Below are 22612 nucleotides of genomic sequence, written 5' to 3' on the forward strand. Positions count from 1 at the left end.
CTCCCATACTAGTTATACCAATGATGTTGAGATAAAAAAAATAGACTATTCAAATAGTTAATAACACTACGTGGCCACTCAAGGATTGAGGTCGTCACTTTCCCCCTACTAACGTCATGTGGAGTGTGCTATGAGTCAAGGCCTCAACAATGATATCGCGGTCAGCAAAACGCGCCGGGTGGTAAAAAACCTGCGCTGGTGGGTGCTGGTCCTGTTTTTACTTGGCGTCACCGTCAACTACATCACACGCAACTCGCTGGGGATTATCGCCCCGGAACTGAAAGCGACGCTCGGCATTACCACCGAACAATATTCCTGGATCGTCGGCGCGTTTCAGCTGGCTTACACGATTTTCCAGCCGCTCTGTGGCTGGCTTATCGACGTCATCGGCCTGAAGCTCGGGTTTATGATCTGCGCCACCTTGTGGGCGCTGGCCTGTATCGCCCACGCCGGGGCCGGCAGCTGGCTGCACCTGGCGATATTGCGCTTCTTTATGGGCGGGGCCGAGGCGGCCGCCACCCCGGCCAACGCCAAGACCATCGGCGAGTGGTTCCCGAAGTCTGAACGGCCAATCGCCGCCGGCTGGGCTGGCGTCGGGTTCTCTATCGGCGCAATGCTCGCCCCGCCGATCATCTACTTCGCCCACGCTTCCTTCGGCTGGCAGGGGGCGTTTATGTTTACCGGCGCGCTGGCCCTGCTGTGGGTGGTGCTGTGGTGGGCCTTCTATCAGAACCCGGAAAAGCACCCCAACCTCAGCAAAAGCGAGCTGGAGTACATCAAGCAGGATAACGAAGCGCCACCGGTGAAACAGCCCTTCTTTACCGCACTCAAAACCGTCTCGAAGAATAAACGTTTCTACGGGATCGCCATTCCCGCGTTTATGGCCGAGCCCGCCTGGGCGGTGCTGAGCTTCTGGGTACCGCTGTACCTGGCCAAAGAGCACGGCATGGATCTCAAGCAGATCGCCATGTTCGCCTGGCTGCCTTTCCTCGCCGCCGACCTCGGCAGCGTGGTCAGCGGCTACCTCACCCGCCTGTACGTTCGCTGGTTCGGCTGTACGCGAGTCAACTCAGTGATCGCCAGCTCGGTGACCGGCGCATTTCTGATGATCTCCCTGGCCCTCGTCGCTATCACTCGCGATCCCTATATCACCATCGTCCTGATCTCCATTGGCGGCTTCGGACATCAGATCATCTCCTGCATGCTCAGCGCGCTGGTGGTGGAGTCGTTCGACAAGGGACAAATGGCGACGGTAAACGGTATGCGCGGATCCGCGGCGTGGATCGCCAGCTTCCTGTTTTCGTTATTAATCGGGGTGACCGCCGACAAAATTGGCTTCAACCCGCTGTTCATCGCCATGGGGTTCTTTGACCTGATTGGCGCCGTTTTCCTGGTGGCATTTATTGCTGAACGTCGCGCTAAACGCGCCTGAGAGTGGATGTAAGATATGAAAACGTTGAAACACTGGAGTTTACATCAACAGCTGGAGCATCACGTTGAACTGACGGTCGATGGCCAGCACACCCTGTGCCTGTACGTACTGGAAGAGAATTTATTCCGCGTGCTGCTGAAACGCCAGGGCCAGCTGGCGCTGGATCGCACCTGGAGTATCGCTCCGCAGCAGGATGTGCCGTGGGAAGGCCGCGCCCGGGATGACCTCAGCGGTTTTAGTCTCCCGGCCTGGCAGCTGACACAGGAGGCCGATACGCTGACCATCGCCACCCGCCAGCTGCGCGTCACCGTCCATCAGCCGCTGTGGCTGGAGTGGAGCTATCGCGACGACGCCGGGGAATGGCAGCAGCTTGCTAACGACCGCCCCACCAGCGCCTATCTGGCCAATGCCCACGGCGACGGCGTCGCCCACTATCTGAGCCGCCGGAAAGACGAGCGTTTCTATGGTCTGGGCGAAAAGGCCGGCGATCTGCAGCGCACCGGTAAGCGTTATGAGATGCGCAACCTCGACGCCATGGGCTACAACGCCGCCAGCACCGACCCGCTGTATAAACATATTCCGTTCACCATCACCCAGCGCAGCGACGTCAGCTATGGTCTGTTTTACGACAACCTGAGCAGCTGCTGGCTGGATTTGGGTAACGAAATCGACAACTACCACACCGCCTACCGCCGCTGGCAGGCGGAAGCCGGCGATATCGATTACTACCTGTTCACCGGTAAACAGGTGCTGGATGTCACCAAAGCCTTTGTACGTCTGACCGGTAAAACCCTGTTCGGGCCAAAATGGAGCCTCGGCTACAGCGGCTCGACCATGCACTACACCGACGCGCCGGATGCGCAAAATCAGCTGATGAACTTCATCCGCCTGTGCGATGAGCACGCTATTCCGTGCGATTCGTTCCAGCTCTCATCCGGCTATACCTCGATTAACGGCAAGCGCTACGTCTTTAACTGGAACTACGACAAGGTGCCGCAGCCAAAAGTGATGAGCCAGTCGTTTCACGACGCCGGGCTGAAGCTGGCCGCCAATATCAAACCCTGCCTGCTGCAGGACCATCCGCGCTATGGCGAGGTGGCGGAGCGCGGCCTTTTCGTTCGCGATTCGCAAACCGACGCGCCGGAGCGCTCCAGCTTCTGGGACGATGAAGGATCGCACCTCGACTTCACCAATCCGCAAACCGTGGCCTGGTGGCAGGAAGGGGTCACCAGCCAGCTGCTGGAGATGGGCATAGATTCGACCTGGAACGATAATAACGAGTATGAGGTGTGGGACGGCGAAGCGCGCTGCTACGGCTTTGGCCGCGAAATCGCCATCAAGCATATTCGCCCGGTGATGCCGCTGCTGATGATGCGCGCCTCGATGGAAGCCCAGCAGCGCTTTGCGCCGGAAAAGCGCCCGTATCTCATCTCTCGCTCCGGCTGCGCCGGTATGCAGCGCTACGTCCAGACCTGGAGCGGCGATAACCGCACCAACTGGGATACGCTGCGCTATAACATCCGCATGGGGCTGGGCATGAGCCTTTCCGGGCTGTTTAACGTCGGTCACGACGTCGGCGGTTTCTCCGGCGATAAACCGGAGCCGGAGCTGTTTGTGCGCTGGGTACAAAACGGCGTGATGCACCCGCGCTTTACCATTCACTCATGGAATGACGACCAGACGGTCAACGAAGCCTGGATGTATCCGGCCGTTACCCCGGCCATTCGTTCCGCGATTGAGCTGCGCTACCGCCTGCTGCCCTATCTGTATACCCTGCTGTGGCAGGCGCATGCTGACGACGAACCGATGCTGCGCCCGACCTTCCTCGATCATCAACACGACGCGCAGACCTTCGCCGAATGCGATGACTTCCTGCTGGGGCGCGACCTGCTGGTGGCCAGCGTGGTCGAGCCTGACGCCCGTCAGCGTGAGGTGTGGCTGCCGGATAATCAGGCCGGCTGGTACGATTTCTACAGCCACCAGTGGTTCGCCGGCGGCCAGTGGGTCACCCTCGACGCGCCGCTGGAAAAGCTGCCGCTGCTGGTCCGCGCCGGGGCCGGTCTGCCGCTCAGCGAGCGCATCCGTCATGTTGCGGCGCAACAGGACGATCGTCGCGAACTGCAGCTGTTCCCGCTGAAAGGCGTCGGGACCTCTTCGGGTCTGCTGTTTGAGGATGACGGCGAAAGCTGGGGCTATAAACATGGCGATGCGCTATGGCTGGAGTGGGAAATGGCGTGCGACAGCAGCACCATCAACCTGAAGGTCAACGCCCGCGGCAACTATCGCCCGGCGTGGAAAGCGCTGAAGCTGTCATTACCGGCAGGAGAAAAACGCAAACTGCTGGTGAATGGCGTTGAAGGAGCGGAGTGGAGGCGCTAAGCGATATGCCGGGCGGCGGCTTACGCCTTGCCCGGCCTGGATTTAATGATGTTCCCGGATTGCGCTACGCTAATCCGGGCTACAAACGGGTGGCCTCAAAACCCCCGGTGGCGCTACCGCTTACCGGGGCTACAGCACTGTGCGGTTTGGTAGCCCCGGTAACGGACAGTTCCAGTAACCATGGGTACAAGATAGGGCTCTTAAGCTCACAATAGCACCGACCGTAGGCCGGATAAGGCGCAGCCGCCATCCGGCGCGAAAGTGGCTCTTTACCCGCGGTTATTGCCCGGCGGCGCTACGCTTGCACGGGCCTACAGATCCCATGCCAGGCGTAGCCCGGGTAAGGCATAGCCGCTACCCGGGTAACGAAGAGGGATTACTCGATACCTTTGCTGCGCAGGTAGTCTTCGTAGTTGCCGCTGAAGTCGATCACCCGTTCCGGGGTAATCTCCAGCACGCGGGTGGCCAGCGAGCTGACGAACTCACGGTCGTGGGAGACGAATATCAGGGTACCCTGATACATCTCCAGCGCCATGTTCAGCGATTCGATGGATTCCATATCCAGGTGGTTGGTCGGTTCGTCCATGATCAGGATGTTTGGCTTCTGCATCATCAGCTTACCAAACAGCATCCGCCCCTTCTCACCACCGGACAGTACTTTCGCCGGCTTCTTGATGTCATCCTGGCTAAACAGCAGTCGACCAAGGATACTGCGCACCGCCTGCTCGTCGTCGCCTTCCTGTTTCCACTGGCTCATCCACTCGAAGACCGTCAGGTCGTTTTCGAACTCGTATTCATGATCCTGCGCGTAGTAGCCAAGTTGCGCGTTTTCAGACCATTTCACGGTGCCGTTATCGGGCTGCAGTTCGCCCACCAGGGTTTTCAGCATCGTGGATTTACCCACGCCGTTGGCGCCCAGAATGGCAATCTTCTCGCCCACTTCCAGCAGCAGGTTGACGTTTTTGAACAGCGGACCTTCTTCAAAGCCTTTGGTGAGGGCTTCCACTTCCAGCGCGTTACGGAACAGTTTCTTGTCCTGCTCAAAGCGGATAAACGGGTTCTGACGGCTGGAGGCTTTAACCTCTTCCAGCTTGATCTTGTCAATCTGACGCGCGCGCGAGGTGGCCTGACGCGATTTAGAGGCGTTGGCGCTGAAGCGGCTAACAAAGGACTGCAGGTCGGCAATCTGCGCTTTTTTCTTGGCGTTGTCCGCCAGCAGACGCTCACGCGCCTGGGTGGCCGCCGTCATGTATTCGTCGTAGTTGCCCGGATAGACGCGCAGCTCGCCGTAGTCCAGATCCGCCATGTGCGTACAGACCATGTTCAGGAAGTGACGGTCGTGCGAGATGATAATCATCGTGCTGTCGCGGTCGTTCAGCGTCTGCTCCAGCCAGCGAATGGTGTCGATGTCCAGGTTGTTGGTCGGTTCGTCGAGCAACAGAATGTCCGGGTTAGAGAACAGCGCCTGCGCCAACAGGACGCGCAGCTTCCAGCCCGGGGCGACTTCGCTCATCGGGCCGTAATGTTGTTCAACCGGAATGCCCACGCCCAGCAGCAGTTCGCCCGCGCGCGCTTCAGCAGAGTAGCCGTCCATTTCGCCATATTTAACTTCCAGGTCGGCCACTTTATAGCCATCTTCTTCGCTCATCTCAGCGAGGGCGTAGATGCGATCGCGCTCCTGCTTCACTTCCCACAGCTCGCTGTGGCCCATGATCACCGTATCCAGCACGGTGAACGCTTCAAAGGCGAACTGATCCTGACGCAGCTTACCGATGCGCTCGTTCGGGTCGAGAGAAACGTTGCCCAGCGTCGGTTCGAGATCGCCGCCGAGGATCTTCATAAAGGTCGATTTACCGCTGCCGTTGGCGCCGATCAGACCATAACGGTTGCCGCCGCCAAATTTAACGGAGATATTTTCGAACAGCGGCTTACTGCCAAACTGCATGGTAACGTTGCTGGATACTAGCACGGGGATATCCTGAAAAAAGAGTATGAGGGGTGTGATACAGCAGACATTATGCCAGTAAATGACGCACTTTTCACGGTCTGCGGTAAATTCCGCCGCGGCGCTTGTGCTATGGTCTTTGTCAGATGCGCCAGAGACCTGCGCGCAAACCGTTATTCTGTACGTGATGATGAGGAGTCCCATGACCACCAGCCTACCGCGACATCCGGCCTTTTTATCCCTGCAGGGCGGCATCAATTTTCGCGACCTGGGCGGCCAGCGCACCGCCGACGGACGCCGGGTACGCAGCGGCAAACTGCTGCGCTCCGGCGCGCTAAACCGGCTTACGGCTGAGGATCTCAACCACCTGGATACCCTGCCGCTCAGCCGGGTGCTCGACTACCGCGACCCCGGTGAAGTGCAGCGCACCCCGGACAAACTGAGCCCACTCACCCACTATCTCAACGCGCCGGCCAATCCGCCGCTCGGCGAGGTCAATGCGAAGGTCACCGAGCTGAATGCCGCCACCCTTAATGCGCTGAACGGCGAGCAGTTTATGCTGCAACTCTATCGCCAGCTGCCGTTTAACAACCCGGCCTATCGCCAGCTCGCCGCGTGGCTGACGACCCCTTTCGACGGCGCCTTGCTGCAACATTGCGCGGTCGGTAAAGATCGCACCGGCGTCGGCTGCGCGTTAACCCTGTTCGCCGTCGGATGCGACAGCGAGACGGTGATGGAGGAGTATCTCCTCACCCATGGCATGCTGACGCAGGTGGAGGCCTGGATGCTGGAGATGCTCGGCAACGACCTGACGGCCCAGGGGCGCCAGAGCCTGGCGGACATCCTGACGGTGAAAGAGTCCTATCTCGCCGCCGCGCTGTCGGCCATTCAGCAGCGCTATGGCAATGTCGACGTCTGGCTGGCGGAAGAGTATCAGCTCACCGCCCCGGCCCGCGTCGCGCTGCAGGCCCGGCTGCTGGAAGACTAACCCCTGTCGCCCCGAACGCCAGGGCGCGGCAGCCGAGGCGACAGGGAAAAAAATGTGATTTCGTACACATCTGATTTACCTGTTCAGCGGAATGCACATATAATGCGCTCCCATCTACTGTCTCAATCATTAACAAAGGCCTGTGTGGCGTTGATTTCGCACACGACATTAAAAACTATGAAATTATCTACACTCTTAGCGGCAGCCTTCGCCATCGTAGGCTTTTGCAATACAGCGTCTGCTGTCACCTATCCTTTGCCAACCGATGGCAGCCGTTTGGTTGGTCAGAACCAGGTCATCACCATTCCGGATGATAACAAGCAGCCGCTGGAATACTTCGCGGCCAAATATCAGATGGGGCTTTCCAACATGCTGGAAGCCAACCCGGGGGTGGATACCTATCTGCCGAAGGGCGGTAGCGTCCTGAACATCCCTCAGCAGCTGATCCTGCCGGATACCGTGCATGAAGGGATCATCATCAACAGCGCGGAAATGCGTCTGTACTACTACCCGAAAGGCACCAATACCGTGATCGTTCTGCCGATCGGCATCGGCCAGTTGGGTAAAGATACGCCAATCAACTGGACCACCAAAGTCGAACGTAAGAAGGCCGGTCCGACCTGGACGCCGACCGCCAAGATGCATGCGGAATACGCTGCCGCCGGCAACCCGCTGCCTGCCGTCGTACCGGCCGGTCCGGATAACCCGATGGGTCTGTACGCGCTGTATATCGGCCGCCTGTACGCCATCCACGGTACCAACGCTAACTTCGGTATCGGCCTGCGCGTGAGCCACGGCTGCGTGCGTCTGCGCAACGATGACATCAAATTCCTGTTTGAGAACGTGCCGGTCGGCACCCGCGTGCAGTTTATCGATGAGCCGGTAAAAGCCACCACCGAGCCGGACGGCAGCCGTTACATCGAGGTTCATAACCCGCTGTCGACCACCGAAGCCCAGTTCCAGGGCGGCGAGATCGTGCCGATCACCCTGACTCAGCCGGTACAGGCGATCACCAGCCAGGCTGATGTCGATCAGAGCGTGGTTGAGCAGGCTATCCAGAACCGCTCCGGTATGCCGGTGCGTCTGAACTAAGTTCAGCATGACAGCAAAAACGGCGGGCCTGATGCCCGCCGTTTTTTTATCTGTATTGTCTCTGGCTGCGGCTGGCTAAACCTGACAACACCGTGGCCCTGCTGAGCGCTGCGCCGGCAGGGTCCCCCGGTCTAGCCGTTATTCACCAGAATAATCCCGCCGTGGTCGTATCGATAGTGGCAGTGGGCGTACTCCAGCGGCGTGCCGTCTTCCAGATAGATAACCTGTTCCACCTCCAGCACCGGATCGGTGGCCTCGCAGTGAAGATGCTGTTTATCCAGTTCGTCCGGCTTCATCGCCCGCACCACGCGGTAAGATCCCATCAGCTTCAGCCCCAGCGTCTCCTGCACGTAGCGAAACACCGACCCCTCCAGATGGCTTTTGGTTAACCCCGGCACCAGCCCCACCGGCATGACCGTCAAATCCAGCGACACCGGCTCGCCGTTGAGCAGCCGCAGGCGGACAAAGTCATACACCGGGGCATCGGCGTCGATCAGCAGCGAACTCTGCTCCTTGTCAGTGGGAAAACGCACCTCGAAGCGCACCACTTCGCTTTGCACCTCGCCAAGATGTTCCCAGGTTTTGGTGGCGCCGAAATAGTCGCTACCGGGCAGCTCCCACTGCGACAGCTGAAGGAAATTTTTCCGCACAAAGGTGCCCTGCCCTTTGCGAGTATAGATAAGCCCTTCGACGATTAACTGGCGCATCGCCTGCTGGATGGTCATCCGGCTGGTGTTGAACTCCGCCGCCAGCGCAAACTGGTCGGGTAGCGGCGCGCTGGCAGGATACTGCTGGCTGATGATGCGTTTTTTTATTTCCCGCGCAATTTGCAGATACTTCGCCGTCATTCCCGGTCCTTTTACATTCAGTGAGTGACTGGCGGGCAGCATACTTGACCTGACCGCCAGAACATCGTTACATCACGTCGCCGTTGCTGTGGATCACCTGCTTCAGCCACGCATAGCTCTTCTTCGGCACCCGCCGCAGATCCTTGAGGTCATGGTTCTCGCGATTGACGTAGACCACGCCGTAGCGCTTACGCATATCACCCTGCGAGCTCAGGATATCGATTAATCCCCAACCGAGATAGCCGATCACCTGCGCCCCATCCTCAAACATGGCCGCTTTCATGGCGTTGATATGGTCGCGATGGTAGGCGATGCGGTAATCGTCGGCAACCGGATGTTCACCGTCCCACGACTCAATCACCCCGATGCCGTTTTCAATCGGGAACACCGGCAGGCGCCAGTCGTTATAATAGCGGGTGATGATGGTCCGGAAGCCCAGCGGATCGATCTGCCAGTTCCATTCTGTCGCTTTCAGGAACGGGTTATCCTGATTGCCAAACAGCATATAGTTGTTAACCGCCGTTCCCGCCGGGATGGTGTCGCTGTTCAGCGTCCGGCTGGCGTAATAGCTGAACGCCAGATAATCGACCTTCACCGTCGCCATCAGCGCCAGATCCTCAGGACGATAGATATCATCGAACCCTTCAGCGGCGACAAAATGCATCACTTCCGGGCTGTAGCCCTCCCCGGCGTAAGCCCGCAGCAGGTTCTGGTTTAAAAACTCGTCCAGCTGCTGGGCGCACAGGATATCGCGCGGTTTGCAGGTCGCCGGATAAACCAGGGCGTGGGCCAGCATTCCGCCCATCAGACACTGCGGCTTCGTCTGATGCAGGTGATCGGTCAGATGGACGTGCGCCATCATCACATGATGCTGGATCAGATACAGCTCGCGCAGGGTCTTCTCCCCCTGCAGGTAGCCGGAAATCAGAAACGCTTCCGGCGAATGGTACAGATTCTGTTCATTAAAGGTGAGCCAGTATTTCACCTTGTCGCCATAGCAGGCGATCATCTTCTGGCCATAGCGAATAAAGGCGTCCATCACCCGGCGGTCGGTGAATCCGTTGTAGCGCTCCGCCAGCGAGAGCGGCATATCGAAGTGGTACAGGCAGATCATCGGCTCGATGCCGCGGGCGATCAGTTCATCAATAAACTGATGGTAGAAGGCGATGCCCTCTTCATTAAATTCGCCGTCTCCCTCAGGACACACCCGGCTCCAGGCTATCTGAAAACGGTAGCAGTTCATGCCCAGATCCTGCATCAGATCGAAATCTTCCCGATAGCGATGATAGGAGTCGGTCGCCACCTTCCAGTCGGAAGCGAATTCCGCCGGTTGCCGGATATCGTACACCGACATCCCCTTGCCGCCCTCGTTCCACGCCCCCTCCGTCTGCATGCTGGAGACGGAATTACCCCATAAGAAATCTGCCGGTAGTCTGTTCTTCATCCTGCGCCTCGGTATATGACTAGTCATTTAAATTTCATGACTAGTCATATACCGAAAAGCGAAGGGATGCGCAAAGCCAGGGATCGTTTTCTGTGAGCCGGGCAAAAAAAAGATCGCCCCGAGGGGCGATCCTGTCGAACGGCGTGGAGGGCGGCGTACCGCTGCGAAAATCAGGCGCAGAGTTTGAAGAGCCAATAGCCGGTAAGGGCCGCCCACAGCAGCATGGGAATGGAGTAGAGATGGAAACGCCACCAGATCCGCCGATCGCCTGCCATGCGCAGCGCGATGATATTGGCCAGCGAGCCCGGCAGCAGACCAAAGCCGCCCACGTTAACCGCCCAGGCGAGCAGGATCGACGGCGGGACATAGTTGAGTAGCAGAATGGTCGAGGGCACATTGCTGATCACCTGCGACAGGCCGATGGCGGTCAGCCACAGTCCACCGCCGGAGAGCGCCCCGACCCCGCTCAGCACCTGGTGCAGCGCCGGAAGCTGGGTCAGCAGATGGACGTCGATAAACATCACCATAAACACCAGCAGCAGCGACCAGTCCACATGGACGATCACCGCCCGGGCCAGTATCAGGAAGCCCAGCAGCACCAGCGCCAGCCCCCACAGCGCCTGATTCATCTCCAGCGCGGTCAGGAACACCAGATACAATCCCAGACAGCTCCAGACCAGCTTTGGCTGCCACGATGGCGCCTTATCGCTACTCTGGTAGTTGAGCCGGTTTGCCGGGAAACAGAACCAGCACAGCGCCAGCAGGGTCAGCATCATTGCCGCCGCCAGCGGTAGCATCTGGCCGATGAATCCAGGGAAAGAGAGACCGGAGCGTCCCCACAGTAAGATATTCTGCGGGTTGCCGATCGGCGTCAGCAGCGACCCGGCGTTCACCGCCAGCGCTTCGAAAATAATCAGCCGGTTCACCGGGATGGCGCACCACTTCTTCAGCGTCAGGGTCAGGGGCACCACGATAAACAGCGCGACGTCGTTGGTGAGGAAAGTGGATAGCAGCGCCGCCGCCAGCACCATAAACATAGCCAGCTGGCGTTCGGTGACAAAGCGGCGGGCCATTTTACGCCCCAGCACGTCAAAATAACCGCTCAGTTCAATCCCCTTGGTCAACAGCATCAGGCCGCTGAGGGTGATGATAGTATGCCAGTCAATGGCCGCCGGCCAGCTTGCCGGGACAAACGGCACCATCACGCTGAGTACGCAGGCGATAATCAGCAGCAGATGGAGAAAACGGTCGCGCAGCAGCGACTGGACGAAGGGAAGAGTCATGCTTCCTGAGATCCCTGTGTTTGGGTAAATTTCAGGAACATCGCCAGCGTCTCCTCGCTCACGTGATGCTCCATTCCCTCCGCATCGCGGCGGGCAATCTCCGGGCTGACGCCGATAGCCAGCAGGAAGTTCTCCACGATTTGATGGCGCTCGCGGCTCTCCTGGGCCAGCTTCTCACCCTCCGCCGTTAAGAATATGCCGCGCCACGGGATCTGTTCGATAAGGCCGACACTGGCCAGCCGTTTGAGCATCTTGGCGACGGTGGGCTGCGAGACCCCCAGCCGGGCGGCCATATCCACCTGACGCGCCTCGCCCACCTCGCGGATGAGATCGGAAATCAGTTCAACATAGTCGTCAATCAGCTCGCGCCGATGCGCTTCCCGCACCTGGCGGAATCCTTCAACGTGCTCTTCAACATTTACCAACTGCGTCACTTTTTTTGTTATTGGCTTACCTGCGCGACGGTTCATTGTGCTTCCTCATTCGTGTGACGCGTCAAGCATCATATAAAAAGATCCACATTGTAATGGATTGCGCCAAGAGCACAAAAATTTAACGTTTTAGCCATAGCTATAAAATATAGCCTGTGCTATATCTGTATATAATGCAAACATCCATCAGGGAATGATGGAGCGAACAGGCAGGAGGAGAGCAGATGAACGAATTCAAGAGGTGCTTAAACGTGTTTAGTCATTCCCCCTTTAAAGTACGCTTAATGCTGCTCGGTATGCTGTGCGAGATGATCAACGGTAAACCGCAGCAGGACAAACCCCATTCCTGAGGAGGCGTCGCGGTACGCCGCTTCATTTTTCTGTCATCATCCGCCGCTAAACTGACCGGTTTATTCCGTTCCCCCCACCTTTTTTCAAGTTTTGTAAGCGCCCTCGCAAAACAATCTGTTATGTCTGGTTGACCTTACCATTTACAAGCCCTATCTTTGCACAGCCCTGCCACATTCGCGGCTCGCAGAGACCCTCTTCACGCACTGTCCAGCAGGTTTTACCCCTTGACGCCAGGGGATGCGCATGGCCTCTTTTTGATTGTTTACTATGAATGTCACCACCCTGAAAGATACGCTGGTCGCCCGCCGACTGGCACTGAACCCATGGACAGGATTCTACTTTTTACAATCGCTGTTGATTAACCTGGCGCTGGGCTATGAATTTAGCCTGCTCTATACCGTGGCATTTACCTGCGTGTTACATCTTCTGTGGCGCGCCTTTCCGCGCGTGCAGAAAGGGGTGGTCGGCGCCTATTCTCTACTGGCGGCCCTCTACTACCCGTTTGGCCAGGCTTACGGCGCGCCCAACTTCAACACCCTGCTGGCGCTGCACGCCACCAACGTGGAAGAGTCCACGGAAATTCTCACTATCTTCCCGTGGTACAACTATCTGCTGGCGGTATTTATCTTCGCGCTGGGGATCATTGCGGTCCGCCGCAGGATCGTCGAGCAGACCCGCTGGGGAAAAATGGAGACCCTGGGCCTGCTGTTCAGCATCGGGATCTTTTTTCTCCAGCCGGTGCAAAATCTCGCCTGGGGCGGGGTATTCAAGGTGATCGATACCGGTTACCCGGCCTTCCGTTTTGTCAAAGACGTGGTGGTGAATAATAACGAGGTGCTGGACGAGCAGGCGCGGATGGCGCAGCTGGCCGGCATGAAAGACAGCTGGCACGTGCTGGCGGTGAAGCCGAAGTACCATCTCTATGTGGTGGTGATCGGTGAAAGCGCCCGCCGCGACGCCCTCGGCGCCTTCGGCGGCCACTGGGATAACACGCCGTTTGCCAGTTCGGTGAACGGGTATCTGTTTAACAACTACGTCGCCGCCAGCGGCTCGACGCAAAAATCCCTCGGCCTGACGCTTAACCGGGTGGTCGATGGCAAACCGCAGTTTCAGGATAACTTTGTCACCCTCGCCAACCGCGCCGGTTTCCAGACCTGGTGGTTCTCCAATCAGGGACAGATCGGCGAGTACGACACCGCTATCGCCAGTATCGCCAAACGGGCGGATGAAGTGCAGTTCCTGAAAAACGGCGATTTCGAAGCCAATAAAAACACCCAGGACGAGCAGTTACTCAAGTTGACCGAGCAGGTGCTCTCCACCCAGCGCACCCAGCCGCAGCTGATTGTTCTGCACCTGATGGGCTCGCACCCGCAGGCCTGCGACCGGACCAAAGGCAAATACACGGTTTTCGTCCAGTCGAAAGAGACCTCCTGCTATCTCTACAGCATGACGCAAACCGATACCCTGCTGGCTAAGCTCTACAGTCAGTTGCAAAATTCCGGTGCCACCTTTTCCCTGACCTACTTTTCCGATCATGGCCTGGCGTTCAAGGAGCGAGGCAAAGAGGTGCAGTATCTGGCGCACGACGATAAGTTCCAGCAGAACTTCCAGGTGCCGTTTATGGTGCTCTCCAGCGATGACAAAGCGCATAAAGTGATTAAGGCGCAGCGCTCGGCGAATGATTTCCTCAGCTTCTTCTCGCAATGGACCGGAATCAAGGCGGCGGAAATCGCCCCGCGCTATCGGTTTATCTCTGAGCAGAAGGCCGGCCCGGTGTATATCACCAACTTCCAGCTGCAGAAGGTAGACTATTCACACCTCGGCAGCGATGAGTTCACCATCAACTAAAACGACGCGATCAGCGCCGGCCAACCAGCCGGGCTGGCGATCGCCAGACAAAAAAAATCCGCCCCGGAAGGCGGATTTTTTATATCACCGGAGTGATTAGAAGCGGTAACCCACGCCAGCAATCCAGGTGCCGACGTCAACGTTACGAATACGAGACTGCTCGTAGGAGAAGTCCAGGGCAACGTTTTCGATCGGGTTGAACTGCAGACCAGCACCGTAGGAGAAACCGTAGTCGCTCATATCGGATTTATTAGGGAAGTTGTTGTTCTGGAATTTACCGTAACCAACACCCACTACGCCGTAGATGCTTGCCCAGTCGTTCAGACGGTAAGCCGGACCTGCGGTGATGCCGTAGTACTGACCTTTGTTGTAAGTACCGTTGCTGTTGTTATCCTTCTCGGTGTAGGTGAAGGAACCGATAACACCCAGCGGGTTGTTATCTTGCTCGTAACGGTATTTCAGGTTGAAACCGCCAGCTTTGTTCGCTTTACCCTGCATGTCGCTCTGCGCGTAACCGCCGGTTACAGTAGAAGTTGCAGCAAATGCAGTGGTACCTACGGATGCAGCCAGAACAACGGCCAGTGCTGAAAGACGTGCAATTTTATTCATAACCACCTCAAATGTGTTTCTAATAAGTCCTAAGCCTTAAATATATCAAAAACTTTTGGGAAACTCTTTGGAGTTTACATTGTCTAACATACTTTTTCATGTAACCAAAAGTTTCCATATTTCTATAACAATATGGAAAACAACAGTTTTTGGCGTTAACTTACAGTTTAACGCTCATTAAGAAATTCGCAAGCATCCAGATTAATCCTAATCACCTGGTGAATTTCTCAGCAACTTTCGCCATTGTACTGTTTTTGCCCCTGTTTTTTTCAACATTAGCTCAACCGCCAGCAGCTAATTCCAGTACACTGGAACTTTTACCCCTTTTGACAAAAACTGACAGGAGAAAGGATGCCCGGTCCATCCCGAAAAGCGGCGGCATGGTTGCCGATAGTGGTGATTTTAATCGCTATGACCTCGATTCAGAGCGGCGCATCGCTCGCCAAATCGCTGTTCCCGGTGGTCGGCGCCCCGGGGGTTACCGCCCTGCGCCTGGCGCTCGGGACGCTGATCCTTGTGGTGGTGTTCAAGCCCTGGCGGTTGCGTTTCTCTCCGGCCCAGCGCGTGCCGCTGCTGCTGTACGGCCTGGCGCTCGGGGCGATGAACTATCTGTTTTATTTATCCCTGCAGCGTATTCCGCTCGGCGTGGCGGTAGCCCTCGAGTTTACCGGCCCGCTGGCGGTGGCGCTTTTCGGCTCGCGTCGCCCGCTGGATTTTGTCTGGGTGGCGCTGGCGATCCTCGGGCTGTGGTATCTCCTGCCGCTGGGCCAGAACGTGGCGCAGGTGGATTTAACCGGCGCGCTGTTCGCTCTCGGCGCCGGAGCCTGTTGGGCGGTCTATATTCTGACCGGCCAGCGCGCGGGCGAGGAGCATGGTCCAGCCACGGTGGCGATGGGGTCGCTTATCGCCTCGCTGGTCTTTGTCCCGTTAGGCATGGCGCAAGCTACCGATACGCTGTGGCAATGGTCGCTGCTGCCCCTGGGGCTGGGGATTGCCATTCTCTCCACTGCACTCCCCTACTCCCTGGAGATGATGGCCCTGACGCGTCTGCCGACGCGCACCTTCGGCACGCTGATGAGCCTCGAGCCGGCGCTAGCCGCCCTGTCCGGTATGGTCTTCCTCGGCGAAACCCTGAATCTCTCCCAGACCCTGGCGCTGGGCGCTATTATCATCGCCTCAATGGGCGCCACGCTGACCATGCAGCGGCAGAGCAAAATTAAGCAAGTCGATATCAATTAACATTCTGTTACGGCGGCGGCCCGCGCGAGTTACGGGCCCGCCAGCCTCCGCTAACCTTCTGACTTAGCTTGCTTTTTCAAATAGCCAACCACTTTACGCTATCGGAGTAATATGGCCTGCCGATGCCTCATACTTTAAAACCCTTGCTATACTTAGTCCCGAAGTTACCTGGGACAACGCTCCACATCATTCAGCTTTGAAGTGTGACGAGCATCAATATCAAGAGGATATGAAACGATGAGTACCGCTAAACTGGTTAAATCAAAAGCATCTAATCTGGTCTATACCCGCAACGATGTCGCTGACAGCGAAAAGAAAGCGACCATTGAGCTGTTGAATCGCCAGGTGATCCAGTTCATTGACCTGTCCCTTATCACCAAGCAGGCACACTGGAATATGCGCGGTGCGAACTTTATCGCCGTGCACGAAATGCTGGATGGCTTCCGTACCGCGCTCACTGAGCATCTGGATACCATGGCGGAGCGCGCCGTACAGCTGGGCGGCGTCGCCCTGGGCACCACTCAGGTGATCAACAGCAAAACCCCGCTGCAGAGCTATCCGCTGGATATCCATCATGTTCAGGATCACCTGAAAGCGCTGGCGGACCGTTACGCGGTAGTGGCGAACGATGTGCGCAAAGCGATCGGTGAAGCCAAAGACGAAGATACCGCAGATATCTTCACCGCCGCTTCCCGCGACCTGGATAAATTCCTGTGGTTTATTGAAGCGAACATCGAGTAAGGCTTTGCCGTCGGCCGTAGCGCGGTCGACGGCGCCTTTGCTTTCCCATCCCAACCCTTGCTGTTTTTCCCCTCCGCCTTTCCCTCACCCGCTGTCCTTGCACCATTTCAGGGCGTCAAATTGATGAAAATGCGCACAAAAGTAAAACAATTGTAATAATCACCTCACACAATCGTTACACCGAGATTGTTTTCCCATCAGGGTTTGCGCTAAAAATGGGCTCGTTATTCAGCGACCTCAGGATGCACCAAAATAACGCCCCGTTATGGTGCACTCTTTGCCTGAAATGATCGATATTGTGCAGCGGCTACCGCTTCGTTTGTTTAAAAACAACAGGTTGTAAAAGTGGCACGATTTTTTCATTAGGCTAGTCGTTCTCGCAGGGGATCGTCCCGTGGATATAAAAGGAAATGCTATGAAGTCTGTATTTAAAGTTTCACTGGCTGCACTGACCCTGGCTTTTGCGGTTTCTTCCCATGCCGCCAATAAGACCCTGGTTGTCGCCACCGATACGGCGTTCGTCCCGTTCGAATTTAAGCAAGGCGATAAGTATGTGGGTTTTGACGTTGACCTGTGGGCGGCCATCGCCAAAGAGCTGAAGCTCGACTACACCCTGAAGCCGATGGACTTCAGCGGCATTATCCCGGCGCTGCAAACCAAAAATATCGATCTGGCGTTGGCGGGGATCACCATTACCGACGAGCGTAAAAAAGCCATCGACTTTTCTGACGGCTACTACAAAAGCGGCCTGCTGGTGATGGTCAACGCCAATAATAACGACATCAAAGATGTGAAAGATCTGAACGGCAAAGTGGTCGCGGTGAAGAGCGGCACCGGCTCCGTTGACTACGCCAAAGCTAATATCAAAACCAAAGATCTGCGTCAGTTCCCGAACATCGATAACGCCTATATGGAGCTGGGTACCGGCCGCGCGGATGCCGTCCTGCACGATACGCCGAACATCCTCTACTTCATCAAAACTGCGGGCAACGGCAAATTCAAAGCGGTAGGTGAATCACTGGAAGCGCAAAACTACGGTATCGCCTTCCCGAAAGGCAGCGACGAGCTGCGTGAGAAAGTGAACGGTGCGCTGAAAACGCTGCGCGAGAACGGCACCTACAACGAAATTTATAAAAAATGGTTCGGCACTGAACCAAAATAATAAAAATGTCCTTCGCCGGGCGCAGGCCCGGCGACATCACAACGGTCTTCCGGCACAGACGCTGCGGGAGACCGTATTTTGGCGGAGGCTTTCCTCTGCTCTCGACACGGTAACAGGAACGTATTATGCAGTTTGACTGGAGTGCCATCTGGCCCGCCATTCCGATTTTGCTGGAAGGCGCCAAAATGACGCTGTGGATTTCCGTCCTCGGCCTGGCCGGCGGCCTGATCATCGGTCTGGTGGCCGGTTTCGCCCGCTGCTTCGGCGGCTGGATCGCCAACCACATCGCGCTGGTGTTTATTGAAATCATTCGCGGCACCCCGATTGTGGTGCAGGTTATGTTCATCTACTTTGCGCTGCCGATGGCCTTTAGCGATCTGCGCATTGACCCCTTCTCCGCGGCGGTAGTGACCATCATGATTAACTCGGGCGCCTATATCGCGGAAATTACCCGCGGCGCGGTGCTCTCCATTCATAAAGGCTTCCGCGAAGCGGGCCTGGCGCTCGGCCTGTCGCGTCGCGAAACCATTCGCCACGTGATCCTGCCGCTGGCGCTGCGCCGCATGCTGCCGCCGCTGGGCAACCAGTGGATCATCAGCATCAAGGATACCTCGCTGTTCATCGTCATCGGCGTCGCCGAACTGACCCGTCAGGGACAGGAGATCATCGCCGGCAACTTCCGCGCGCTGGAAATCTGGAGCGCCGTTGCCGTGATCTACCTGATCATCACCCTGGTCTTGAGCTTTATTCTGCGTCGTCTTGAAAGAAGGATGAAAATCCTGTGATTGAATTTAAAAACGTCTCCAAGCACTTTGGCCCAACCCAGGTGCTGCACGATATCTCTCTGAAAATCAATCAGGGTGAAGTGGTGGTCATCATCGGCCCGTCCGGCTCCGGTAAATCGACGATGCTGCGCTGTATCAATAAACTGGAAGAAATCACCAGCGGCGATCTGATTGTCGATGGCCTGAAGGTCAACGATCCAAAGGTGGACGAACGTCTGATTCGTCAGGAAGCCGGAATGGTGTTCCAGCAGTTTTACCTGTTCCCGCACCTGACGGCGCTGGAAAACGTGATGTTTGGCCCGCTGCGGGTACGCGGCGCCAGCAAACAGGCAGCGGAGAAGCTGGCGAAAGATCTGCTGGCGAAAGTCGGTCTGGCTGAGCGCGCGCATCACTATCCGTCTGAACTCTCCGGCGGCCAGCAGCAGCGTGTGGCCATCGCCCGCGCGCTGGCGGTGAAGCCGAAGATGATGCTGTTTGATGAGCCCACCTCCGCGCTCGACCCGGAACTGCGCCATGAAGTGCTCAAGGTGATGCAGGATCTGGCGGAAGAGGGTATGACGATGGTGATTGTGACCCACGAAATCGGCTTTGCCGAAAAAGTGGCCTCGCGACTGATCTTTATCGACAAAGGACGAATTGCCGAAGACGGCAATCCACAGGAGTTGGTGAACAACCCGCCAAGCCCGCGTCTGCGCGAATTCCTGCAGCACGTCGCCTGACCCACAACGGCTCTCTCCCTCGCGGAGAGAGCCGCTTTCCAGATTCCTCTTCCCTCCCCTTCCGCCAGCGGCTTCTATACTTACCCGTTTACGTTGCAACGGAGGTGCCCATGCCGTGGATCCTGCTTTTGCTCGCTGCGCTGTTTACTGCCCCGCTTTCCGCCGCCGCCCTGCCCGGCGTGCCGACCGCTAACGCCGATAAAACCAGCGCCAGCGAACCCGATGTAGAACAGAAAAGAGCGGCCTATGCCGCGCTGGCCGACGTGCTGGCCAACGACGCCGCCCGTCAGGAGCTCATTGACCAGCTGCGTAAAGCGGCCGCCACGCCGCCGCCCGACAGCACCCCGACGCTGACGCCGCCGGCGGTGAAAGAAGAGACCACCGTGCTGGAGAACGTCACGCAGATCAGCCGGGAATATGGCGATGAGCTCTCATCGCGCTTTTCCCAGTTGTGGCGCAATATTACCGGCTCGCCGCATAAGCCCTTTAATCCACAAACCTTTACCAGCGCCGCCTGGCATTTTTTACTGCTGGCCGGGCTGGTGTTTGCCTTCTGGTGGCTGGTACGCCTCGCGGCGCTGCCGCTGTATCGTAAAATGGGCGAATGGGGACGGCATAAAAACCGCGATCGCGGAAACTGGCTCCAGCTGCCGTTGACCATCGCCGGGGCGTTTATTATCGATCTGCTGCTGCTGGCGCTGACCCTGTTTGTCGGTCAGCTGTTGAGCGATCGTCTGGATGGCAACAACCCCACTATCGCCTTTCAGCAGAGCCTTTTCCTCAACGCCTTCGCGCTGATCGAGTTCTTTAAAGCCATCCTGCGGCTCATTTTCTGCCCGCGCATTCCAGCGCTCAGGCCCTTTAACCTCAGCGACGAGGCCGCCTCCTACTGGAGTCTGCGCCTGAGCGCCCTCAGCAGCCTGATCGGCTACGGCCTGATCGTCGCGGTGCCGATTATCTCTAACCAGGTGAATGTTCAGGTCGGCGCGCTGGCTAACGTCATCATCATGCTGTGCATTACGGTGTGGGCGCTGTATCTGATTTTTCATAACAAAGCGGTGATTACGCAGGGGCTGATCCATCTGGCTGACCGCTCGCTCTCCTTTTTTAGCCTGTTTATCCGCGCCTTCGCCCTGATTTGGCACTGGCTGGCCTGCGCCTACTTTGTGGTGCTCTTCTTCTTTTCCCTGTTCGACCCAGGCAACAGCCTGAAATTTATGATGGGCGCCACCCTGCGCAGCCTGGCGATTATCGGCGGCGCGGCGCTGGTGTCCGGCATCCTGTCGCGCTGGATAGCCAAAACCATCACTCTCTCCCCTGCCACCCAGCGCAACTATCCTGAGCTGCAAAAGCGGCTGAACGGCTGGATCTCCGCCTCGCTGAAGGCAGCGCGCATTCTCACCGTCTGTGTCGCCATAATGCTGCTCCTGAGCGCCTGGGGGCTGTTTGACTTCCGCGAATGGCTGCACAACGATGCCGGGCAAAAAACGGTGGATGTGCTGATCCGTATCGCTCTTATCCTCTTCTTCTCCGCTATCGGCTGGACGGTGCTGGCCAGCCTGATCGAAAACCGTCTGGCCTCGGATATCCATGGCCGTCCGCTGCCCAGCGCGCGGGCCCGTACGCTGCTAACCCTGTTTCGCAACGCGCTGGCGGTGGTGATCAGCACCATCACGGTGATGATTTTGCTCTCGGAGATTGGGGTCAATATCGCGCCGCTGCTGGCGGGCGCCGGGGCGTTAGGGCTGGCCATCTCGTTTGGCGCGCAAACCCTGGTTAAAGACATTATCACCGGCATTTTTATCCAGTTTGAGAACGGGATGAATACCGGCGACCTGGTCACCATCGGGCCTTTGACCGGCACGGTGGAACGGATGTCGATTCGCTCAGTGGGGGTGCGCCAGGATACCGGCGCCTATCACATTATTCCCTGGTCCTCGATCACCACCTTTGCCAACTTCGTGCGCGGCATTGGCTCGGTGGTGGCTAACTATGACGTCGATCGCCATGAGGATCTGGATAAAGCCAGCCAGGCGCTGAAGGCGGCAGTGGACGATCTGCTGGCCCAGGAGGAGATCCGCGGCCTGATCATTGGCGAACCGTCGTTCGCCGGGCTGGTGGGGTTGAGCAATACCGCCTTTACGCTGCGCGTCAGCTTCACCACCCTGCCGCTGAAGCAGTGGACGGTGCGCTTTGCCCTTGATACCCAGGTGAAAAAGCACTTCGATCGCGCCGGGGTTCGCGCCCCGGTACAGACCTGGCAGCAATTGCCGATGCCGGGCGCCGACAGCCCGGCCGTGGAGTAGTTAGAACGGACGGCGGCGTTTGGCGTCGTCCATAAAGCTCCAGGCGATAAAGCGGCTCTGCTTTTGCCCCTGGGCCATCTCTTTTTTCACCACTTTCACTGCCCCGACCTCGGTCAGCAGGCGGTAGAGCGGCGGCAGATTGTCGCCGCGCGACACCAGCGAGGTAAACCATTTCACCTGGCGGGCGAAGGCCTGACTTTCGCGGATCATCTGCGAGATAAAGGCCACTTCGCCCCCCTCGCACCACAGCTCCTGCTGCTGACCGCCAAAGTTAAGCCCGCTGTCGGCGCCGAGTCCGAGATTGCGGCGCTTGCGCTCGCCGCCCGCCCGGGCGCTCTCTGCGGAGTCATGGAACGGCGGATTGCACAGGGTGGCGTCATAGGTCTCGTTTTTGTGGATCACGCCGTGGAAGATGGCCTGGCTCTCTTTTTGCCGACGCAGACGGATCTGCCGGGTCAATCCCGGGTTGCCATTAACAATCGCCTGCGCGCTGGCGAAGGCTTCCGGGCTGATTTCGCTGCCGGTAAAGCGCCAGCCGTATTCGTGAACGCCGATCAGGGGATAGATGAGGTTGGCGCCGGTGCCAATATCGAGGATCGTGGCTTGCTTCGGCACTTCGCCGCTGTCCCCGGCCAGCAGATCCGCCAGATGATGAATATAATCGGCCCGCCCGGGCACCGGCGGACAGAGAAAACCGTCAGGAATGTCCCAGTGTTTGACCGCGTAGAAATGCGCCAGCAGCGCTTTATTCAACGCCTTAACCGCCTGCGGATTGGCAAAATCAATGGTCTGCTCACCCCGCGGATTGAGCGTAATGTATCCCTGCAGGTCAGGATGAGCCTGGCAGAGCGCGGGCAGGTCGTAGCGTTGATGGTGGCGGTTACGCGGGTGTAACCCCGGTTTCTGGGCTTTCATGACAATCTCCTTTGAACAGCCGCGTAAGATACCCGTTGACGGCGGCGCGGTAAATAAGGGAGTCTGGATATCTCCTTTATCCGTGACAGGTGCAG

Annotated in this window: 18 protein-coding genes and 1 pseudogene; 12 read left to right on the forward strand and 7 right to left on the reverse strand. The window is 57.5% G+C overall.

What is annotated here, in order from left to right; translation table 11 throughout:
* Positions 1–130 precede the first annotated feature (130 nt).
* Positions 131–1432 carry an MFS transporter gene (locus tag GT756_RS04175; RefSeq protein ID WP_004886240.1) on the forward strand — a complete coding sequence of 434 codons (1302 nt, stop codon included), beginning with the start codon at positions 131–133 and terminating at the stop codon, positions 1430–1432.
* 15 nt (positions 1433–1447) lie between these two features.
* Positions 1448–3811, forward strand: coding sequence for a glycoside hydrolase family 31 protein (locus GT756_RS04180; protein WP_126494570.1), 2364 nt, complete (start codon positions 1448–1450; stop codon positions 3809–3811).
* Between the two features lie 376 nt (positions 3812–4187).
* On the opposite strand, the gene GT756_RS04185 is transcribed toward GT756_RS04180, so the two are convergent.
* Positions 4188–5780: an ABC-F family ATPase gene (locus tag GT756_RS04185; protein WP_004886235.1), complete on the reverse strand. Its 1593-nt coding sequence runs from the start codon at positions 5778–5780 to the stop codon at positions 4188–4190.
* Between the two features lie 48 nt (positions 5781–5828).
* Here GT756_RS04185 and GT756_RS04190 point away from each other — a divergent pair.
* A pseudogene (locus GT756_RS04190) lies at positions 5829–6744 on the forward strand (tyrosine-protein phosphatase).
* A gap of 177 nt (positions 6745–6921) precedes the next feature.
* Positions 6922–7836, forward strand: coding sequence for a L,D-transpeptidase (ldtB, locus tag GT756_RS04195; protein WP_126494574.1), 915 nt, complete (start codon positions 6922–6924; stop codon positions 7834–7836).
* A gap of 131 nt (positions 7837–7967) precedes the next feature.
* Here the strand turns inward: ldtB and GT756_RS04200 are convergent, their stop codons facing one another.
* From GT756_RS04200 to mntR, 4 genes are all read right to left on the reverse strand, one after another.
* Positions 7968–8684, reverse strand: coding sequence for a GntR family transcriptional regulator (locus GT756_RS04200; RefSeq protein WP_004886227.1), 717 nt, complete (start codon positions 8682–8684; stop codon positions 7968–7970).
* A gap of 67 nt (positions 8685–8751) precedes the next feature.
* Positions 8752–10128 carry a glycoside hydrolase family 1 protein gene (locus GT756_RS04205; protein WP_004886222.1) on the reverse strand — a complete coding sequence of 459 codons (1377 nt, stop codon included), beginning with the start codon at positions 10126–10128 and terminating at the stop codon, positions 8752–8754.
* Between the two features lie 170 nt (positions 10129–10298).
* The gene (locus GT756_RS04210) at positions 10299–11411 is read right to left on the reverse strand and encodes an anion transporter (protein ID WP_023320026.1); all 1113 of its coding nucleotides are present in this window, start codon (positions 11409–11411) and stop codon (positions 10299–10301) included.
* Positions 11408–11881, reverse strand: coding sequence for a manganese-binding transcriptional regulator MntR (mntR, locus tag GT756_RS04215; protein WP_004886216.1), 474 nt, complete (start codon positions 11879–11881; stop codon positions 11408–11410). The genes GT756_RS04210 and mntR overlap by 4 nt, the downstream gene beginning before the upstream one ends.
* 185 nt (positions 11882–12066) lie before the next feature.
* Between mntR and mntS the strand changes: the two genes are divergently transcribed.
* Positions 12067–12192, forward strand: coding sequence for a manganase accumulation protein MntS (mntS, locus tag GT756_RS04220; protein WP_004886214.1), 126 nt, complete (start codon positions 12067–12069; stop codon positions 12190–12192).
* A gap of 268 nt (positions 12193–12460) precedes the next feature.
* Positions 12461–14041, forward strand: coding sequence for a phosphoethanolamine transferase (locus GT756_RS04225; protein WP_004886211.1), 1581 nt, complete (start codon positions 12461–12463; stop codon positions 14039–14041).
* Positions 14042–14137: 96 nt separating this feature from the next.
* Here the strand turns inward: GT756_RS04225 and ompX are convergent, their stop codons facing one another.
* Entirely contained in the window at positions 14138–14650 is a 513-nt protein-coding gene (gene ompX / locus GT756_RS04230; protein WP_004886207.1) for an outer membrane protein OmpX, read from the reverse strand.
* A gap of 351 nt (positions 14651–15001) precedes the next feature.
* Here ompX and rhtA point away from each other — a divergent pair, with 351 nt between their 5' ends.
* The 6 genes from rhtA (at position 15002) to ybiO (ending at position 21602) form a co-directional block, all read left to right on the forward strand.
* Positions 15002–15889, forward strand: a complete 888-nt coding sequence (gene rhtA, locus GT756_RS04235; protein WP_004886203.1) for a threonine/homoserine exporter RhtA — start codon at positions 15002–15004, stop codon at positions 15887–15889.
* A gap of 237 nt (positions 15890–16126) precedes the next feature.
* On the forward strand, positions 16127–16630 hold the full coding sequence (gene dps / locus GT756_RS04240) for a DNA starvation/stationary phase protection protein Dps (protein ID WP_004886200.1): 504 nt from the start codon (positions 16127–16129) through the stop codon (positions 16628–16630).
* Positions 16631–17045: 415 nt separating this feature from the next.
* Positions 17046–17792, forward strand: a complete 747-nt coding sequence (gene glnH, locus GT756_RS04245) for a glutamine ABC transporter substrate-binding protein GlnH (RefSeq protein WP_004886198.1) — start codon at positions 17046–17048, stop codon at positions 17790–17792.
* Positions 17793–17917: 125 nt separating this feature from the next.
* Positions 17918–18577: a glutamine ABC transporter permease GlnP gene (gene glnP / locus GT756_RS04250; protein ID WP_002895837.1), complete on the forward strand. Its 660-nt coding sequence runs from the start codon at positions 17918–17920 to the stop codon at positions 18575–18577.
* Positions 18574–19296 (forward strand): glutamine ABC transporter ATP-binding protein GlnQ, encoded by a 723-nt coding sequence (glnQ, locus tag GT756_RS04255; protein WP_004212183.1) that lies wholly within the window; start codon positions 18574–18576, stop codon positions 19294–19296. The genes glnP and glnQ overlap by 4 nt, the downstream gene beginning before the upstream one ends.
* 110 nt (positions 19297–19406) lie before the next feature.
* Positions 19407–21602 carry a mechanosensitive channel protein gene (ybiO, locus tag GT756_RS04260; RefSeq protein WP_160124566.1) on the forward strand — a complete coding sequence of 732 codons (2196 nt, stop codon included), beginning with the start codon at positions 19407–19409 and terminating at the stop codon, positions 21600–21602.
* Here the strand turns inward: ybiO and rlmF are convergent, their stop codons facing one another.
* The gene (gene rlmF / locus GT756_RS04265; protein WP_017900155.1) at positions 21603–22517 is read right to left on the reverse strand and encodes a 23S rRNA (adenine(1618)-N(6))-methyltransferase RlmF; all 915 of its coding nucleotides are present in this window, start codon (positions 22515–22517) and stop codon (positions 21603–21605) included.
* Positions 22518–22612 lie beyond the last annotated feature (95 nt).

The organism is Klebsiella sp. Q2, assembly GCF_009900705.1.
Lineage (GTDB): Bacteria > Pseudomonadota > Gammaproteobacteria > Enterobacterales > Enterobacteriaceae > Klebsiella > Klebsiella quasipneumoniae.

What these genes read in the sequence shown, in the direction of transcription:
- GT756_RS04175 (WP_004886240.1), top strand. Translation starts at nt 131, where the DNA reads ATGAGTCAAGGCCTCAACAATGATATCGCGGTCAGCAAAACGCGCCGG.
- GT756_RS04180 (WP_126494570.1), top strand. Translation starts at nt 1,448, where the DNA reads ATGAAAACGTTGAAACACTGGAGTTTACATCAACAGCTGGAGCATCAC.
- ldtB (WP_126494574.1), top strand. Translation starts at nt 6,922, where the DNA reads ATGAAATTATCTACACTCTTAGCGGCAGCCTTCGCCATCGTAGGCTTT.
- GT756_RS04200 (WP_004886227.1), bottom strand. Translation starts at nt 8,684, where the DNA reads ATGACGGCGAAGTATCTGCAAATTGCGCGGGAAATAAAAAAACGCATC.
- GT756_RS04205 (WP_004886222.1), bottom strand. Translation starts at nt 10,128, where the DNA reads ATGAAGAACAGACTACCGGCAGATTTCTTATGGGGTAATTCCGTCTCC.
- GT756_RS04210 (WP_023320026.1), bottom strand. Translation starts at nt 11,411, where the DNA reads ATGACTCTTCCCTTCGTCCAGTCGCTGCTGCGCGACCGTTTTCTCCAT.
- mntR (WP_004886216.1), bottom strand. Translation starts at nt 11,881, where the DNA reads ATGAACCGTCGCGCAGGTAAGCCAATAACAAAAAAAGTGACGCAGTTG.
- mntS (WP_004886214.1), top strand. Translation starts at nt 12,067, where the DNA reads ATGAACGAATTCAAGAGGTGCTTAAACGTGTTTAGTCATTCCCCCTTT.
- GT756_RS04225 (WP_004886211.1), top strand. Translation starts at nt 12,461, where the DNA reads ATGAATGTCACCACCCTGAAAGATACGCTGGTCGCCCGCCGACTGGCA.
- ompX (WP_004886207.1), bottom strand. Translation starts at nt 14,650, where the DNA reads ATGAATAAAATTGCACGTCTTTCAGCACTGGCCGTTGTTCTGGCTGCA.
- rhtA (WP_004886203.1), top strand. Translation starts at nt 15,002, where the DNA reads ATGCCCGGTCCATCCCGAAAAGCGGCGGCATGGTTGCCGATAGTGGTG.
- dps (WP_004886200.1), top strand. Translation starts at nt 16,127, where the DNA reads ATGAGTACCGCTAAACTGGTTAAATCAAAAGCATCTAATCTGGTCTAT.
- glnH (WP_004886198.1), top strand. Translation starts at nt 17,046, where the DNA reads ATGAAGTCTGTATTTAAAGTTTCACTGGCTGCACTGACCCTGGCTTTT.
- glnP (WP_002895837.1), top strand. Translation starts at nt 17,918, where the DNA reads ATGCAGTTTGACTGGAGTGCCATCTGGCCCGCCATTCCGATTTTGCTG.
- ybiO (WP_160124566.1), top strand. Translation starts at nt 19,407, where the DNA reads ATGCCGTGGATCCTGCTTTTGCTCGCTGCGCTGTTTACTGCCCCGCTT.
- rlmF (WP_017900155.1), bottom strand. Translation starts at nt 22,517, where the DNA reads ATGAAAGCCCAGAAACCGGGGTTACACCCGCGTAACCGCCACCATCAA.